Here is a 16,408-nt window from a genome sequence, read left to right on the forward strand (position 1 = left end):
GGCCGGCCGAGAGCCGACGTTCGATCCGCCTGAGCCTTCGCGACCTTCGGCTCATGCGCAGCGAACGTGCGCATTCAGCCTTTCGCCTGCCTGTCGATCCTTATGTGAGTCCAGATGGCCTCTTCAGCCTACACGTCGCAGGAAGCGCTGTAACCGCTCGTCCTTCGGGGCTCCGAGCACCTGCTCGGGTGTGCCCTGTTCGACGATGCGGCCGCCTTCCATGAAGAGGATGCGGTCCGCGATCTCGCGGGCGAAAGACATCTCGTGCGTCACGATCAGCATGGTTTGCAGTTGTTCGGCGACGCGGCGCATCAGGTCCAGCACCTCGCCCACCCATTCGGGGTCGAGCGCCGAGGTCGGCTCGTCGAACAGCATCAGGTCTGCGCCGATTGCCATCGCCCGGCCGATCCCGACGCGCTGCTGCTGACCGCCGGAGAGGGCGGCGGGATAGCTGTCCGCCTTGTCGGCCAGGCCGGTCTCGGCCAGGACCTCCATCGCGCGCGCCTCGGCTTCGGCCTTCGGGCGGCCCTGCACGGTGACGAGGGCTTCCATGATGTTCTGCTTCGCGGTGCGGTTCGCGAAGAGTGCGTAGTTCTGAAAAACAAAGGCGGTCGCCCGACGCAAGGCGAGGATGTCGCGTCTGCCGGCACGGGCGGCGTCGACCGCAACGCTGCCGATCTCGATAAGCCCGGCCTCGGGCCGGTCAAGGAAGTTCAGGCAGCGGAGCAAGGTCGACTTGCCGGTCCCCGAGGGGCCGATGACGACCACCCGCTCGCCATCAGCGATGTCGAGGTCGATATCGTCCAGCACCGTGGTCGTCCCGAACCGCTTGGTGAGGCCGCGAACCCTTATCATCGGGCAAAGGCCCTCCCCAGCCGGATTTCGAGTTGCTTTTGCCCCTGGCTCAGGACCTCGACGATCACCCAGTAGATCACCGCCACGACGAGGAAGGCCTCGAAGTAGAGGAAGCTGCCCGACGCCTCCTTCTGCGTGGCGCCCATCATCTCGGTGACGCCGAGGGTGAAGGCCAGCGAGGTGCTCTTGATCATGTCGATGAAGTAGTTGACCAGCGTCGGCGCCGCGATGCGGGCGGCCTGGGGCAGCACGATCCGGCGCATCATCTGCGACTGCGTCATGCCGATGGAATGCGCCGCCTCCCACTGCGAGCGATCGACGCCGGATATGGCGGCGCGGATCGCCTCGGCCATGTAGGCGGCGAAGTGCAGCGTCAGTCCCATGATCGCCGCCGTCACCCCGTTGATCTGCGTGAGGAAAGCCACGACCTGCGGCAGCCCGTAGTAGAACAGGAACAGCTGCACGAGCAGCGGCGTGCCTCGGAAGAAGCTGATGAAGAGGATCACCAGCCAGTCCAGCCCCGGCACGCGCACCACCCGTTCGACCGCGAGGAGCGAGGCGAGGATCAGCGCGCAGACCATGGCCACCACCGCCATGAACATCGTCAGCGGAACGTATCCCAGGATGACGGGCACCAGACCCAGCATGTAGTCGAGGTCGAGGGCCCGCATCGTCAGGTCAGTCCGCTGCTGCCGTGGCGGTCGTCGTGATGTCGCTGCCGAACCACTCCTGAGAGATCGCCTTTAGCGTTCCGTCCTCGCGCAGGGCTGTCAGCGCGGCGTCCACCCGGTCGCGCAGCGCGCGCCCGTCCTCGTCATCGCGGAATGGCAGGGCGTTGCGGATCTCCGAGAAGGGCTGCCCCGCCAGTTGCAGCGGCAGCGGGCTTTCGGCGATGACCTGGGCGGAGGAGACGCGGTCCATGACGAAGGCGTCGACCCGGCCGAGGGCGACGTCCTGCTCGATGTTCGATTCGTATGTGCGGATGTCGATCTCGTCCGCGTTCGGCAGGTCCCGCAGCAACTGCTCGAAGTTCGAGCCGAGGTTTACTGCAACCGATCGACCGGACAAGTCCTCGACCCCGGCGATGTCGTTATTGCCCTCGCGCACGACGACCTGCGCGCCGTCGATCACGTAGGGCTGGCTGAAGACGAAGGCGGCTTCGCGCTCGGGGGTGATGGTGATCTGGTTGGCGATCGTGTCGATCCTCCCCGCCTCCAGCGCGCCGATCAGGCCCGAGAAGGACATCGTCTCGAACTCGACCTTTAGCCCCGCCTGCTCTCCGACGGCGTTCATTACGTCAACCTCGAAGCCCTGCAACTCGTCCTGGCGGACGAAGGTAAACGGGAAGTAGCCACCCGACATACCGACGCGCAGCGTCTCGGTGTCCTGAGCGGCGAGCGGGCTAGCAACGGCGGTCGACGCGATCCCGGCGGCGGCGATGAGCGATCTGAGCATCTCGGGGCTCCCTTTCTCTTGGTGAGGACTGAAGGTGCTCACAAGTGCCGGGCGTTACAAGGCGCGCTCCGGAATAAGAACAGCCGTGCGAACATCTTACAGCACGGACGGCTCGTTGTCCTCTTTGCCGCTCTGCCGCAAGACAGACGTTCCGCCTGGATTCTGAAAGGCGGTCTGGCCTCCCTCGGGGATATTCCTAGATCGGACCGAGGTTCTAGGCGATGATCCGTCGGATCGCGCATGTCTTGCTCGATCGAGGTCGTGAGGCAGATCGGCGGGGCGGTTGCGGCTTCTAGTCTTCGCGCTGTTGATCGGTTCGGTCAGCGATTTGGAGCGGAGGTGAATCGGTTGAACTGATCGGCAGGGGCGCTTTCGGCCCAGAGCCGACATTCGTCAAATTCGTTATTGCTGCGCCGCGCCTTCTCGGGAGCTGCCGCTCAAAACTCACCTGCTGCAGGCCCTTCGACCCATTGGCGTTGGACACCTGCTAAGTCAGAATTTGGCCCCGTGGATAACCGCAAGAACAGCCCATATTGGTATCGAAGCTGACCACACAGCGCATGTAACTTTGCGAGATCATGCTCGTCAGCGACGGCATTGGTAGACTTCTTCACTTCGACGACCAAAAGGTTGCGAAGATTATGCCCACGCTCATGCACAATGATATCCGGAAATACTCGATGGGCCGTCAAATCACCGTTCTCATCCGGCATCTCAATGTCTTTCGGTTCCAGGCCTGGACCCTTGCGATTGTACTCAATATCCACACTATACAAGGGAAGTCTGGGATCCATTAGCATAGCCAATCGCCCGCAAATTGCACGCTCACCGACATCTTGAGCCAAGATTTGACCATCCTGATTGTAGAGATCTTGTAGGCATAAGCTAATTATCTCATCCAGTTTATAGCGATCCAAATCTAGCCCTCCAGAACTTGGCCGTATGAGATGCCGCCTATTCAGCGTTTTCTGACTGCCATCACGATCTGATTAAATCTCCTATGATCCACCTGATGGAAAAAGGCGGAGTGATGGGCTCGAACAGAATCGCGCACTTCATTATGAGGATGCCCATAGTTGTTCGGTCCGGCTGCAGCATAGCCCACCCGCAACTCCGGCATCGCATTCAATACCTCATCACTATGGTTGTGGACCGACCCGTGATGTGGAACCATAAATACATTGGTGAGTCCTGAAAAGCGTCGGTAGAACTTCAGGAATCTTTGTCGACGGCGCAAACCATCGAGATGCGCGTCGCCCGTGAGCATCCACCCCCCACAATCGGCCCATTCGTGATGGGGGTGCCAATAGGGGTAGCGTCGACAAATAGATATATCTATCTCCATGATTTCCGGTGTTATAGGACCGGCGTACAGCGTCATCGAGATCAGGTTGTGATCGGCCCAAAGCGCGTCATAGCAGTTACGCAGCCTCTCCCGTACTGCCGGGTCCTTCGCTGATTGAGCGATAGCTTTCTTGTCCGTGCCTTTACCGAACTCGGCATCTAGAGCATCGTTGAAGGCCTTCATCAAAGCCGCGGATGGTTTATGGACATAGGGCACCAATGCCCAATTGAGCTGCCCGCCCGGTGTCATCACAAGGAGAGCCGCCCCTGGAAAAGCTCGCCGCATCTTTGCGGTCCCTGCGCCAGTTTGAGCAACGGAGCTAGTTTCCGGAAAAGGCACCGGTTCACCCGTCCATTTGGCGGTGCAGTCGCCATCACCGCCGCCAGCCGGAGCGTCAGGCACATCCGGGCCGTCGCCCCCTTCATCGTCACTGTCGTCGACGAAAGTGACGGTTTCAACGCCGCGGCTGCCAAACCAACCCGACAGATCGCTTACAGCCTCGACGAGCACTCCCGTCAATGCCCCGCGGGAAACATCACGCGCGATGGTTGCGACTAGGGCTTCCTCATTAAGATAAGGCAAGATCACCTCGCGGACTTTTACCTGCGACAGTAGAAGATCGACACCGTTGACGTGGTCGCTGTCGAGGTGAGAAAGAAAAAGCAGGTCGATTTCGCCGTCTCTGGCGATGGAACCGACCTCCCGCTTCAACGCATCGGCCTGATTGGAGCCGCAGTCGTACACCCAGCGTAGCGGCTTTTGACCAAGCGTCAGCTCGCCGCTATGCAAGCCGCCCTGACCAACTGCATGCTGGACCATCCTCACTTGCATCTATCGTCTCTCCTTCAAGATTTCGGTCTTAGTAGGGTCAAAATTCTTGACCGATCTTCAGTAGCTTGATGCCAGTCAAAGGCTTGCCCTCGCGAAATTGGTCAGCCCTTCGCTGACATTCTGCGATTTGGTTGTCGCGGCATTGCAGCGTCCCCGAACCGATCATCCATGGCGGCTCATAACAAGACCAAGGGAGAATGTCGTTGGGAGGTAGGGCGTGAAACGCTTCGGCTTCTTTAACGAATTCAAGCGCGACGGGATTTCCAAATTTGATAGATCGTCTTACGGCGCTCAAATGCCTCCGGGCCACCCTCCATAATGGAGATGACGTTGGCCTGGCAGGACTTATCGTCAATATTTCTGACTGATATTGAGATTGCATCATCTCGGAAGCGGCATGTAGTAATGGTTTCGGCATCTCCAAGTACCGGGAAATTCGCGTTGTGCGTCGCGAAGATGAATTGCTGGTTCGGCTTGAGCCGACGAAGCAGTTTGACCACCTCTTCGTAAACGGTCTGGCTATCAAGATCATCTTCTGGCTGGTCGATGAGCAGAAGATCATTCTCTTTCTGGCTAAGCAGGAAGAGCATCATCGCCGAGGCGCGCTGGCCCAGAGAATGAGACAAGAGTGCCTTGCCGTGATACGTCACTGAATAGCTGTTGGGCACCTGATAGGCGATGAGTGAGTAGAGATTTTCTATGAAGAGACTTCTGAAGTCCTGGCTCTTCCCCTTTGCGTGAGCACAAGCCTTTTCGAGGTCCTTGAAAACCTCGCCAAAATCAGAATAAGCCTCGGAAAGGTCATTGTAATATTCCTTGCGGAGATTATTTCCTCGAAGCAATCCGTCAATGTGGACTTTAAAAGCGTTGCGGTCTCCCTTGAACGCCGCCTCTACTCTCAGTGATCCTTGCGATTCATTAATGATTTCAAGCACCGCCGCGATGAGTTTGAATTCATCGTGCCATGCATTATTCAGCAAGTTCATGGCCGTCAGAACGGCCTCAAGTCTTGTTCTTTCCTTGCCCGTCCGCTTGGCAAGCTCGGCGATTCCAGTTTCAAGCTCCTGCTTGCGCTGAGTGAAGTTGATATAGGCATTTGGCTGGATCGAGGTAACGCCCTGTTCCTGCAACGCCTTGACCAGCTCCCGTTCGGTCTCGGCAAACTCTTCCTTCAGGCCGTCTCGCACGCCTTCAAGCTCCTGGCGCAGTTCATCTAATTCGGTGGAATTAGTCTTGATCGTGGCAGCAAGGGCCTTGGCTGTCGCAACCGTGCCTTTTAGTTCCTCCACCTTGGCCGCATAGCGTGTGAAGAAATCTGCATTCTGATCGGAGGAATGAACTTCGATCAGTTTGAAATCTTCTTCGGCCTGGTTTGCCGCATCATCAATCGTCTTGCGCCAAGCCTCAGCTGCCTCGTGAATGCCCTGACAGTAGGTCAAGTCCTCGTTATAAATCAGTTGCTTTTCAAGCTTGTCCTTGACGCCGTGCTTGTCAAATTGCTCCAAGTTGAATTTGACATTCTCAAGTTCATCTTCTAGCGCCTGCTTGTCCTCTGCATCGCTTCGCGCGGAATGGAAGTTCTCTATCGCCGTTTTAAGTTCGTCTGCGCGCTCCTCGATCTTTTTCCGCACGCCCTTAAGGCTATCACCCATGAGCTTTTCGACAAGATCGTGCCCGAAGCCTTTCCCAGCAGCGGCGAGGTCCTTCTGCCCGAAGTAAAGTGGCTTGGCGATAATCGTTTCCCTAATAGAGACTCCCGGGCGCAGCACGCCATCGACATAGACATCTGGAGAGTGCCCCCAAATGCGTCTCACCTCAAAGCGACCGCCATGCCGATCGGTCGCTTCAACAATCACCTTGCCGCCGCTTTTCAGAACATGGGGCAGGAGTTTGTCCTTGTATTCCTTGTCCTGCGCTTTGTCGCCAAAGGGGATATCCAGGGCATAACGCACGCTTTCCAGGATAGAGGATTTTCCGCTGCCCTGGATGCCGATCAGGCAGTTCAGATGCGGGGAGAAAGTAACGCGACTGCCATCCAGCAACCCGCCTTCAAAGCGAACAGCGTTGACATGGGAATGCCCTAAGGACGGAAATTCCGACGCAACGCGGAAAGTATGATCGGTCAAGGCAAACTTTACGGCATCGAAGCCAACATCGCCCAACTTCAGATAGACCGTTCTGCCTTTGCCGATCTCGGTTATTTCTTTTGCATCAGAGCCTTCTACTTCGGCCGGATATTGATCGCCCCACCAGCCCTTGACCTTCGTGCGGCAAACGCTATCCGGTTTGTCATGGGTGCGAACCTTCTGGAAGCCCAGAGCATATTTTTGAATGAGCGGCTCAGCGGCAAGCTCGCCCATTCGGCCCCCGCTTAACTCTTTCCACAATCCACTATTAGCCTCAACGTGTGCGAATATAATGAAAAAGTCGCGGTTGTATGCTTCCAGCGTCTTCAGCGTCTCGATTAGGTCGTCGTTGCTGCGTCCGTTTTCCTGCTCGTATTGCGCGGGGACCTTGCCAGCGAATGCAACGCCAAGAAACTGGTTGATGTAATCCTGCCCCTCGGCCAACCAAGCTTCGGAAAATACCACAAGTGTGTGAACACCGTTTGCGCCGTCCTTGACGGACAGCTCCACGCCAGGGAGCACACCGATGCCGGATTTGCGCGCCCTTTTGCGCAGTGCCTTAAATTCGTCAAGGTCAAATTTGTTGTGGTTGGTGATGACAGCAAGGCGTATTCCGGCAGCTTCAAGCGCCTCTACATAGCTGGCGACGAAACGGTCATCGTCGCCATCATAGCAAAATTCCTTATCTGCTCGAGTGTGCAGGTGAAAATCTGCCCTTAACCACTGTGCGCCATGCTCGAAAAGTTTCTGAAGAGCCTCACTCAATCTTAAAATCCTGTGATAAAGCCATTTTCTGACAATGAAATCACGCAATGAGGGGTTGTGTAAAGTCAGAAGCCGACTGGTCCGAGGATGTCCAGCGCGGCGCGCGGGCGGCGACAGCATGACACGTCATGAGGTGCAACAGCGACTGTGTCTGAGCTGTCCCTGCAATTGTGTTGCAGGGACTCGGGAGAGCCGACGATCCTATCGTCAAGGAGCCTCGAGTCCGCTTCCATGCCCTTGTACGGGTGGTGCCTCACATGCAGTGAAGGTCCGCTGTCCGCCCATTCTGGACTTTCGCCACGCTTGCACCGTCCGGCGCCTCTTACCATGTCAATGCATCAACCTGCACGAGCTTTATCTTTTCCGACGCCGAGGCAGATCAGCACGCACCCTCGGCACCCGTCACGCGGCGCGCAGGGTAGTTCGGCATGGCCTTGAGCAGATCGCTCCTCGGCGAGGGCGATCGTCCGGTGGTCGCGGGTATGTCTCGCGCCAAATCCGTCGCTGTTGGGCAGGAGGCTGTAGAGACATCACCTGTTGAAGAGGCGACAACGTGAGTCTGGAGGTCCGGGTCAGATCGCGATGCTTTGCTTCGAGCATGAACAGTTCCGGAGGCTCAGGTCCATTGGGGGTCGAGGGAGCTTGATCCTCTTGCTTCGACAGGCTTTCTACGGAGCCTGAACTACCGATATCAGCGACCGCCCATCTCCGGGCGCTCGTCTCAACCCTAACCACAACGCTAACCTCGCTCTTGGCGTTCGTTGTCCTGACGAGTTGATCGGAACCGTTTGGCTCCACTGCATCGCTAACAGCCTCGACATAGGCAGAGACCAGCTCGCGCTTGGACAACGACGGACAAAGGGCGTCCCGCGAAAGACTTGCGAGATCCATTGAGGCGAGCCTCTCTGCCAGCAGGTCAGGATCGCAATCAACGGCCTTGACGTAATAATTCGAACTTGGCGCACATCCCATCGGAAGCAGGCCATCGGCGGTCTTGGCAGGCGCCGGCACGACCCGGCCCAAGCGCCGACCCGGCGGATCACCAGGTCCGCATCGGAGATGTCCTTCACAAATGCGAAATGGAACTGCGAGACCAGGCCCGCATCAGCATTGCGCAGGTGATCACGCCGCTCCCAGATCTGGAACACGGTGTTGACACGTTGTTCGCCGTCGCTGGTCTCGAAGACCTGCGCGGGAAGGTTGGCCTGGTGGACGAGATGGTAGTGCCGATCGATCCCGCGCTGCATTGATGGCTTGGCGTAGGACGCGGGCAGAATGAAGGCGACGATATCGGCGAACTGCATCGCCTGCCGCATGAAGGCTCTTGCGAGCATCCCATTCCGGCCGAACGGTGGATTGCCGATAACGATGCGGCGGCCGGCGAGCTCCGGTGCTTCGAAATCAAGGACATCACCGGTCGCGATCCCGACCGCCTCTGGCTTGATGTCCAGCGCGATCAGGTGATCCTGGGGCAGATGGCGACAGAAGGCACCGGCGGATGGCTCGATAAAGAGATCGTCTCCGCGCATACCGCTGATCCGCCACAGGTCGCCGATGCACCTGCGGGCGGTGGCGTCCGGCGTATAGAACTTGTCGTGGGGGATGGTCGGCATGCGATCGAAGGTCCTTGTCTGCTTACCAAGTCTATTGTGCAGACATAAAACTCGGAACCGCATGGCCGGAGGTTCCTGTGGATTTCTCGATCCTGGTCTGGGGAGGGCAGGGTGATCCGGTGTAACTCGTTCGACGGTGTTGCCGGTCGGACCATTGGACCGATTGCTGCGCGCCGGTTCTGTTCAACCGCTCCTCAATGGGTCACTCCTCAGCCGAGAGCAGCGCCGACTGCTCGAACGTGGCGAGCGTATCGTCTTGCATTCACTAATTCATCGTCTGAAGGCCTATCTCAGGCCGCTGCACTACCGTGTTCGAGCTTCAGATCAAGATCGTCGGCTAAAAGGGAGCGCGATCCTCAAGCGCCCGCTATGCCTCGTGTCATCGTCATATTAGCCGGAGCGCATACTTAGACGCTCAATGTCGTGTCCGTGGAATTAAACGACCTATCTCGCCATTTCCGCAGGACTGCCTGCCTAAAACCAGGTCGCGAAGTTAACTGACCCGCCGATGATAATTTCGGCGGGTCAGGAAGCCCAGATTTGACTGTGGATCAGGGCCTGACGGCCACCACTTCGATTTCGACCAGCCACAGGGGATTGGCCAGACCGGCAACCTCGAAGACCGATCGCGTCGGAAGGTTCGGCTGATCCTCGGTTCCGAAGAATTTGGTATAGCCCTCCATGAAGCCCGTAAAATCCATGGCCTCGCTGCCCTCGGGTGAGACTAGATAGGCCTGCATCTTGACCACGTCGCCCATCGTCAGATCCAGCGCCTCGAGCTTCTCTTGAATCGACTGCAGCGTGCTTTCGGTCTGGGCTGCGGTATCACCGAAGCGGTCCGGTGAATCTTCCGCTGCGGACTCGTCCACCACCATCGGCACCGTGCCGCTCAGATAGACGAGCGTCGCATCTGCCGGAACTTCAACCGCCTGCAAAATCGGAAAGTCCGAATCCGGGATCGGGTGTCGCGTCACCTCGGCGGAGACCGACTGGCCCACGAGAACCAAGGCTGCGATCGGGGCGAGTTTCAAAAGGCGATAGGTCATTCATGCTCCGCTGTGTTGGGATCGACAGGCTCGGCCGGACGGGCGTCGGCGACCGACTCGATCGTTGCATCCGGGGTGTAGTCGTTACCCAGATTGGTCTGCAGGTAGGTGGTCAGCGCGACGATCTGCTCGTCGTCGAGGAAGGTGCCAAACGCGGGCATCGCTTTCTGCCCGTTCACGATCAGTGACACGGCGTAGCCCGAATATTCCAGATTGGGGTTGCCGGCGAGCGCGGGATAAGCGCCTGCACCGATTGCGCCGCCACCGTCCGGCATGTGACACCCCGCGCAGAGTGTTTGATAGATGTCTTCGCCGTCGGTCGAGGTGTAGCCGCCCTGACCGAACTGCTCGCCCTCGGCCGCCGCAGTGACGGCCGTTTCTTCGGGCTGCATCGCAGCGTCGCCCGACTCATCCCTTTGCAGGGTCTCACTTCCGGCCCCCTGATCGGTCGGTGTCTGGTCGGCCGACGATTGCGCGAAAGCCGCACTTGCCGAAATCGCCGCGACGGTCATGGCTGTGATGATCAGTGTGTTCATGGCTTCACCCGTTGATGACCTTGTCGTGGAGACGCGATATGGCATCGAGCGACGACAGGATCGCCCCTTCCTGCCAGGCGGGGATGTAGGACAGATGCTCGCCCGCGCAGACGACGCGGTTGTCGATCTTGATCGCCTCCTCGTAGCCTTGCGACTCGCGATCTTCCCACACGCCGGAACAGCCCAGAACCCATGGCACCTTGTGCCAGGTGACGGCGACACCCGCCTTGAATTCCTCGCGGTATTGCGGATGGATCTTCTCACCCATTCGGAGCGCCCATTCGATCCGTTCTTCCGGTTGCATGGCGTTGAACTTGAACGTGTCCGCGCCCCGCCAGGTGTAGCCACCCAGCAGCACCGCCGGACCGTCCGACTGATAACCCGTCGACGGGTAGCTGATCTGCGTGATCGCCTCGTCGGTGTAGGTGATGCCGCCGTAGATCTGCTCGTCCTGCTCCCAGAAGCGACGCTTGAACTCGAGCCCGACCTTCGTCGACCCGTTGTAGAACATCGAGTCGATCACGTTGGACAGGCCCGATGACAGGTTGTGATCGATCTGCCCCAGGATCGAGAACGGGATCGTGCAGACGCAGTAATCGGCGGTGCTGGTCTGGGTGCCGCCACCGTTGGCGGTGTCTTCCCACGTCACCGTCACACCGTTGTCGTCCTGTTGCAGGGAGACGACCTTGGCGTTGTAGGTGATGAGATCGCCGACCTCGCGCTCGAACCCCTTCGCGATGCCATCCATGCCGCCGACCGGCTGGAACATCGGTGCCCAGTGCTCCACCGACTCATGCGTCGAAAGATACCGCCACAGCTGCGACTGGATGACCTGTTGAGGATCCAGAAGGTCCGACGGGATCGGTGCAGCGCCGACGCCGCCCCCAGGCTGCTTCTCGTAGCCGCGATATTCACTGGTCTCGAGGCCTTTCACGTAGGCGTTTTGATCGTCCAGAACGCCGAAACTGCGCAGGCTCTCGATCAGCATCTCGCGATCGTCGGCAGTGACCTCTCCGTCCAGCTTTCCTTGATCGACCGCTTTCGCCAGCAGTTCGGACACATGCCCGCGGTAGTCCGTCAGGATCTGACCCATGCGCTGCGGCTTGCCATTAAAGGCGTCGCCGCGATGGACATAGGCATTGTAGTTCGTCTGAATGAAGGGCTCGATCGGAACTTTCAGGCGACGACAATAATCCATCACCGCGTAATGATGGTGCGGCAGACGCCAGGGACCTGGATTGATGTAGTTTCCTTCGGCGAAATCGACCGTCTGCTTGGCCCCACCGAGTTCGGTGTATGCATCGCCTGAACGCAGCGTCCAGCAGCGACCGCCGGCCTTTTCCCGGTATTCAAGAACCTCCACGGTGTAGCCCGCCGCTCTCAACTCCAGAGCTGCGGTCATCCCGGCAAGCCCCGCCCCGAGAACCAGCACCTTGGTGTCACCCGGATCACCGTCGAGCTTGATCGGTCCGTTATAATTCGAGGGCATCGCATGGCCCATCGACGCCATCGCGTAATACATCGCCGAACTGCCTGCGGCCGTTCCGATCATCCCCAAGAGACTGCGTCTCGTGAATCCTGTCATTGCGCGATTTCCTCTGTGGCTGCGGTGATTTGGCGGTGGACGATCATCCCCGCGCACGCAAAATCGGTCGCGCGGGATGGCCAATCGCCTGAAGATCTCAATGTGTGCTTTGGGTGAGCCTTTACCTCCTCGGCATGATTGTAAAGGCGCTAATCAGACTTTTTGACGATGACCAAGGCCAGCCTTCAAGCTGCTTGCTGATGCGTCATCGTGAGATTGATGTAGGCAGATCAGGCATCCCGAGAGATCTATCGGACCGCTGGATTCGCCCGCCCGATGCCCAGACATAGTGGCGGCGGCCATGGCTGTGGATAGTAGGTGCCGAGAAGGTGGTCTCGGTGACACGGCCGGACCTTTGGACCGGGAACGCGAACCCGCTAGCGGAACCGCATCAGGCTAACTGAGCTAGAGCCCGCGTGAACCGCCCTCTCCAAGGCCAGCGGTGAGCACCCACCGGTAATAAATCCATTACCGGAAATATTGAGCTTACCGGAATTGAACAGGCAATCAGAATTCGGTCCGCTAGCCGCCCTGTTCGTCACGTCGACCTTGCGTGAGATTGCTGCCGCATAATCGGTGATGGACCAACGCATCACGGCGCTGTCTCTTGGTGGGTCCCGACGACGCAAGCATATGGGTGCTTTACCGGTTCGTTTGCGGTCAAATTCGGATAACAGGTGCGGTTTGCGCAATCACCCAGACGACCTAAGAGCATGATGAAGAATGTATCCGCATCGTGGCTCTCAGCCTCGCTGCACCATGCGACGAGCTTCGCACTGCCACGGATGCTTTCTTCGTCATCTCATCCCGCCCAAGCCCGCCGAACGGAAGATAGCTGCTAGGTTTATTTGAGGTTCAATTCCGGTAACGATGTCCGATCGCGTCGTTGTCTGGTGAAAGTCATGTCGGCAGGGCTTCTGGCTGTGCAGCCGGCCCGCCAGATGATCGGAAGACGTGTCTGAACTTTTTGGGAGATGGTGATCGCAAGAGAGTTTACCGGTGATTTTCCGGTCATCGTGGAACTGTCTCCAAGAGACGGGATACGTGCTCAGGGAGCAATCGCGCGGGATCGCAAGAGCCGACTCCTATCCGTATGGACGCATGGCGCACGAGACGCGTGCTCTCGTGAACGACGAGCACTGCGCTGCTGCGATGAGCCGTTGATCACCGCCCTTCGATGCGACCCGTCACCCATCCTGTTCGACCGCTCTGAGCCAGATAAGCCTTCTGCGAACGACCGGATTTGAGACGAAGAGCCCGCATCCGATGCTGAAAGGGGACGAAACCCCGACCATGAGGGCCAGACGCCTTGCCGCGCAGGCAACACGTGGGACGCCATTTTTTTTATCATCACGTGGCAAACGCGTCCCGGACGTGTTTTATCGCGTGCTTTTATCGTGTCCGATATCTAGCCACATTTTGGCAGCACGTAGACATGCCCTTATCTTGGCATTTCATGACCTTACAGTAAAAAACCCGACAACGATAAAATTCGATTCCTGTCGGAAAACGGACACCCCTTCAGCTCGATATTTTTATCACATGGGCGCAGACACCACCCAGCCACCTCATCTTGCGGTGCCTCGAATCTGCTCTCCGGTGTGGACGGTGACCCTTGTTTTCCGTGTGCCGCGCCAGCGCTGCGACCCTGGGACGAGATCCTTTATCCTGTCCGATAATATGGGGTCTCGCGGGATTTGTCCGATTATCGGCACACAAACGAGAAGGTCGACCCAGGAAGTTCGCCCTTCAATGAGGAAGACGGAGCTATCGCAGACCGGTCCAGACAGCGCAGCACTAGATGGTGCGGACGCGAGGGTGGTGTTCTCTGCCGGGCGATATTTCGTGCTCGTGATCGATGCTCTCGAGCAACCCGACTGAGAGCTGGTGGTGACGATCAGAAGGTCACGATATGCTCGATGCCAAGATAGACCGATGAAGACCGGAGCGCCGTGATACGCTCGCTGAGCCGAGAACTGAAGCCCAACTTCCGAAGTCGTCAGGAGCGCTTCTCTGAGCCTGTCGACCGGTGGCTCACGCGATCCGTCGCATTGAACGGGGTCGAGATGATGATGATTGCCGGTTTGTTTCGGGTAATCTCAATATTACCGCCACAATATTCCCGGTAAGACCTTTCCGACCCAGGGGTCTCGAGAGCATCGCGTCACGCTCTTGGTGCGAGGTGGTGAGCTTGGTGGCTGCCCATGCCATAAACAGACGGCCTGCAGCTGACGTCGATCGCAGAACAGGCGGTCGATCGCGGCACTGAGGCGGGTTGGATCGAGAGGGGACGGAGCCGCTTCTCAGTGCAGGTGGTGGCGTAGCGGCTCAGTTCGCCTGCGGCTTGGGATCGAGACGGATCGTCGGCGCAATCGATGCGCTGTCCCAGATCGCTGCCAGCCCTCCGAGTATCATGCCCGCCGGATCATGCAGCTGATCGAGTGTCGTCAGCATCGCGTCGGCGATAACTTCTGCCGGGAAAGCCGACTGGTCATGCCTGACGACGCAGCATTCCCGGGTCACATCGATTGCGACCCCGCATGCTTCGAAGCGCCGCATCACTAGGTTGTCGCTGTGCTCTGAGACATTACGGATCAGTCTGTCCTGCTGCTGGCATGGATAGGGATTGTCGGAGAGATCGAAGATGCTGATCAGAAACGCTTCGATTTCGTCGGGGTCAGTCACGTCCATCAACCTTAGACAGGCTCTACCTTCGCAATACGAAAGCCGATTCAATAGGTCAGCCCGGCCGCGAGTTGCTGACGTCAGGTTGTGCAGCACAGTCATGATGTATTCCTCAAGGGGATCAGCTGCGGGATAGCCGATGTGGAAGCGTCGTTGACTAGCGGCGCCGATCGAAATCACTTCTATCTGCCGCGAACAAACATTCGGCGTATCAACGGGCGGAATCGCTCCCGCGACTCATCGTGAATCATATATAAAAGATAAACGTTCGCCACTTATAGTTGAGGCCGCCGTATCCTCTTGTCCGCAACCTTGAGTAAAATAGGATTTCGGTCTGAGAATTGAAGCCGCACTTTAATCCGAGCGCAGCTGAGATTTTTTACCCTCGAGCGCTGTGACGGAGCTCCATAAGATAGATAATCACCGCCCATTGCTCGGTGGGACTGCTGCCCCGTCCGAACTGCTCTCAAGCCGCCTCGTAGCTCGAGAAGACCTGCGTGCTGCTCTTGTTGATCATGAGCACGTCGTAGGGCTCTCGTTCATCCTCGGAACCCATGCCTGGCGATCCATAAGGCATGCCGGGCACGGCGAGCCTAACGGAATCGGCGCTCCGCAAGCAACCTGCGGATATCGGCCGCTGACCTGTGTCCCTCGATGACGTAGTCGTCGATCTCATCGGTGTGACAGGAAATCATGGTTCTTGAAATACCGCTGTCGAGCTTGAGGCGCATCAAGAGCGTCCCGAATATTCGCTCCGTGGTGACGGTGAAGCCATCCTTTTCCAGAAGCTAGATACAGCCAGTGCAGCATCCGCACGTGGATGATGCGGGCTTCACGCATCAGCCCGGCAACCGGTGCCAGGACGGCGAAGCTCGAAGCCGATGCGACCAAGGCGCGACGAGTGAGGATCATGGTGTTCTCCGTTCAGTGGCGTTCGGTCGGATGCTCGGACGATCACCGAGCGTAACTGCGGACGGCTCAGTAGAACTGGCTGCCCCCACCGGCTGGAAGAGCAACATCCGCAGGGCGTTAATCGTCACGAGGACCGTGGCGCCGGTATCGGCGAGGATTGCAATCCAGAGGCCGGTGATTCACAGCATCGTGGTCACAAGAAAGACGGCGTTGAGTCCAAGCGCTATAGCGATGTTCGGTCAGATTTAGGTCATCGCTCCTTGCGCAAGACGGATCAGGGCCGCCACATCCGCCAGCCGGTTGCGCAGGATCGCCGTGTCGGCCGTCTCGAGCGCCATGTCGATGACCGAAACCATGGCGACGCCGGCATCGGCGGCAGCGAGCGCGGGCGCGTCGTTGATCCCATCACCGATCAGCATCACCCTTCTCGGAGTTCAGGCCCTGGATCAAGGCGACTTTGTCTTCCGGCATGAATGAGGAGCGATGGTCGATCCCCAGCCCGTTGGCAATCGCCTGGGTCGTGCGACGATTGTCGGTCAACATGACCAAGGAGATGCTGAGCGTGCGGGCTTGCACGATTGCGTCCGCCGCATCGCCGCGCGGCTCGTCCCTGAGCGCGATCACTCGTATTTCCGATATGCTTCGCAACCATGA

The 16,408-nt window shown here is 58.3% G+C and carries 11 protein-coding genes and 2 pseudogenes; all 13 read right to left on the minus strand.

Annotated features, from left to right (window positions below; all coding sequences use genetic code 11):
* Window positions 1-123 precede the first annotated feature (123 nt).
* The gene (locus tag MLD63_RS03820) at window positions 124-855 is read right to left on the minus strand and encodes an amino acid ABC transporter ATP-binding protein (RefSeq protein WP_255328561.1); all 732 of its coding nucleotides are present in this window, start codon (window positions 853-855) and stop codon (window positions 124-126) included.
* Window positions 852-1,526 (minus strand): amino acid ABC transporter permease, encoded by a 675-nt coding sequence (locus tag MLD63_RS03825; protein ID WP_255328562.1) that lies wholly within the window; start codon window positions 1,524-1,526, stop codon window positions 852-854. Before MLD63_RS03825 ends, MLD63_RS03820 begins: the two co-directional genes overlap by 4 nt.
* 7 nt (window positions 1,527-1,533) lie before the next feature.
* Complete coding sequence (locus MLD63_RS03830) at window positions 1,534-2,310, minus strand: amino acid ABC transporter substrate-binding protein (RefSeq protein WP_255328564.1); 777 nt, start codon at window positions 2,308-2,310, stop codon at window positions 1,534-1,536.
* A 437-nt stretch (window positions 2,311-2,747) separates the two neighbouring features.
* Entirely contained in the window at window positions 2,748-3,227 is a 480-nt protein-coding gene (locus tag MLD63_RS03835) for a hypothetical protein (RefSeq protein WP_255328565.1), read from the minus strand.
* A gap of 41 nt (window positions 3,228-3,268) precedes the next feature.
* Complete coding sequence (locus MLD63_RS03840; RefSeq protein ID WP_255328566.1) at window positions 3,269-4,474, minus strand: ComEC/Rec2 family competence protein; 1,206 nt, start codon at window positions 4,472-4,474, stop codon at window positions 3,269-3,271.
* A gap of 257 nt (window positions 4,475-4,731) precedes the next feature.
* Window positions 4,732-7,377, minus strand: a complete 2,646-nt coding sequence (locus MLD63_RS03845; RefSeq protein WP_255328567.1) for a TrlF family AAA-like ATPase — start codon at window positions 7,375-7,377, stop codon at window positions 4,732-4,734.
* A 668-nt stretch (window positions 7,378-8,045) separates the two neighbouring features.
* Window positions 8,046-8,990, minus strand: a complete 945-nt coding sequence (locus MLD63_RS03850; protein WP_255328568.1) for a hypothetical protein — start codon at window positions 8,988-8,990, stop codon at window positions 8,046-8,048.
* A 551-nt stretch (window positions 8,991-9,541) separates the two neighbouring features.
* Window positions 9,542-10,036 (minus strand): RidA family protein, encoded by a 495-nt coding sequence (locus MLD63_RS03855; RefSeq protein WP_255328569.1) that lies wholly within the window; start codon window positions 10,034-10,036, stop codon window positions 9,542-9,544.
* Entirely contained in the window at window positions 10,033-10,572 is a 540-nt protein-coding gene (locus MLD63_RS03860) for a c-type cytochrome (RefSeq protein WP_255328570.1), read from the minus strand. Before MLD63_RS03860 ends, MLD63_RS03855 begins: the two co-directional genes overlap by 4 nt.
* Window positions 10,573-10,576: 4 nt before the next feature.
* The gene (locus MLD63_RS03865; protein ID WP_255328572.1) at window positions 10,577-12,157 is read right to left on the minus strand and encodes a flavin monoamine oxidase family protein; all 1,581 of its coding nucleotides are present in this window, start codon (window positions 12,155-12,157) and stop codon (window positions 10,577-10,579) included.
* 2,328 nt (window positions 12,158-14,485) lie between these two features.
* Window positions 14,486-14,848, minus strand: coding sequence for a hypothetical protein (locus MLD63_RS03870; protein ID WP_255328573.1), 363 nt, complete (start codon window positions 14,846-14,848; stop codon window positions 14,486-14,488).
* Between the two features lie 460 nt (window positions 14,849-15,308).
* A pseudogene (locus MLD63_RS03875) lies at window positions 15,309-15,754 on the minus strand (DUF411 domain-containing protein).
* Window positions 15,751-16,378: pseudogene (locus MLD63_RS03880) on the minus strand (HAD-IC family P-type ATPase); the annotation flags it as partial. The pseudogenes MLD63_RS03880 and MLD63_RS03875, both read right to left, overlap by 4 nt.
* Window positions 16,379-16,408: the final 30 nt, after the last annotated feature.

It is taken from the genome of Paracoccus albicereus (assembly GCF_024359525.1).
GTDB classification, from domain to species: Bacteria; Pseudomonadota; Alphaproteobacteria; order Rhodobacterales; family Rhodobacteraceae; genus Paracoccus; species Paracoccus albicereus.

Coding starts and splice junctions, on each gene's coding strand:
- MLD63_RS03840 (WP_255328566.1), bottom strand. CDS start 4,474: ATGGTCCAGCATGCAGTTGGTCAGGGCGGCTTGCATAGCGGCGAGCTG.
- MLD63_RS03825 (WP_255328562.1), bottom strand. CDS start 1,526: ATGCGGGCCCTCGACCTCGACTACATGCTGGGTCTGGTGCCCGTCATC.
- MLD63_RS03850 (WP_255328568.1), bottom strand. CDS start 8,990: ATGCCGACCATCCCCCACGACAAGTTCTATACGCCGGACGCCACCGCC.
- MLD63_RS03855 (WP_255328569.1), bottom strand. CDS start 10,036: ATGACCTATCGCCTTTTGAAACTCGCCCCGATCGCAGCCTTGGTTCTC.
- MLD63_RS03830 (WP_255328564.1), bottom strand. CDS start 2,310: ATGCTCAGATCGCTCATCGCCGCCGCCGGGATCGCGTCGACCGCCGTT.
- MLD63_RS03860 (WP_255328570.1), bottom strand. CDS start 10,572: ATGAACACACTGATCATCACAGCCATGACCGTCGCGGCGATTTCGGCA.
- MLD63_RS03865 (WP_255328572.1), bottom strand. CDS start 12,157: ATGACAGGATTCACGAGACGCAGTCTCTTGGGGATGATCGGAACGGCC.
- MLD63_RS03870 (WP_255328573.1), bottom strand. CDS start 14,848: ATGGACGTGACTGACCCCGACGAAATCGAAGCGTTTCTGATCAGCATC.
- MLD63_RS03820 (WP_255328561.1), bottom strand. CDS start 855: ATGATAAGGGTTCGCGGCCTCACCAAGCGGTTCGGGACGACCACGGTG.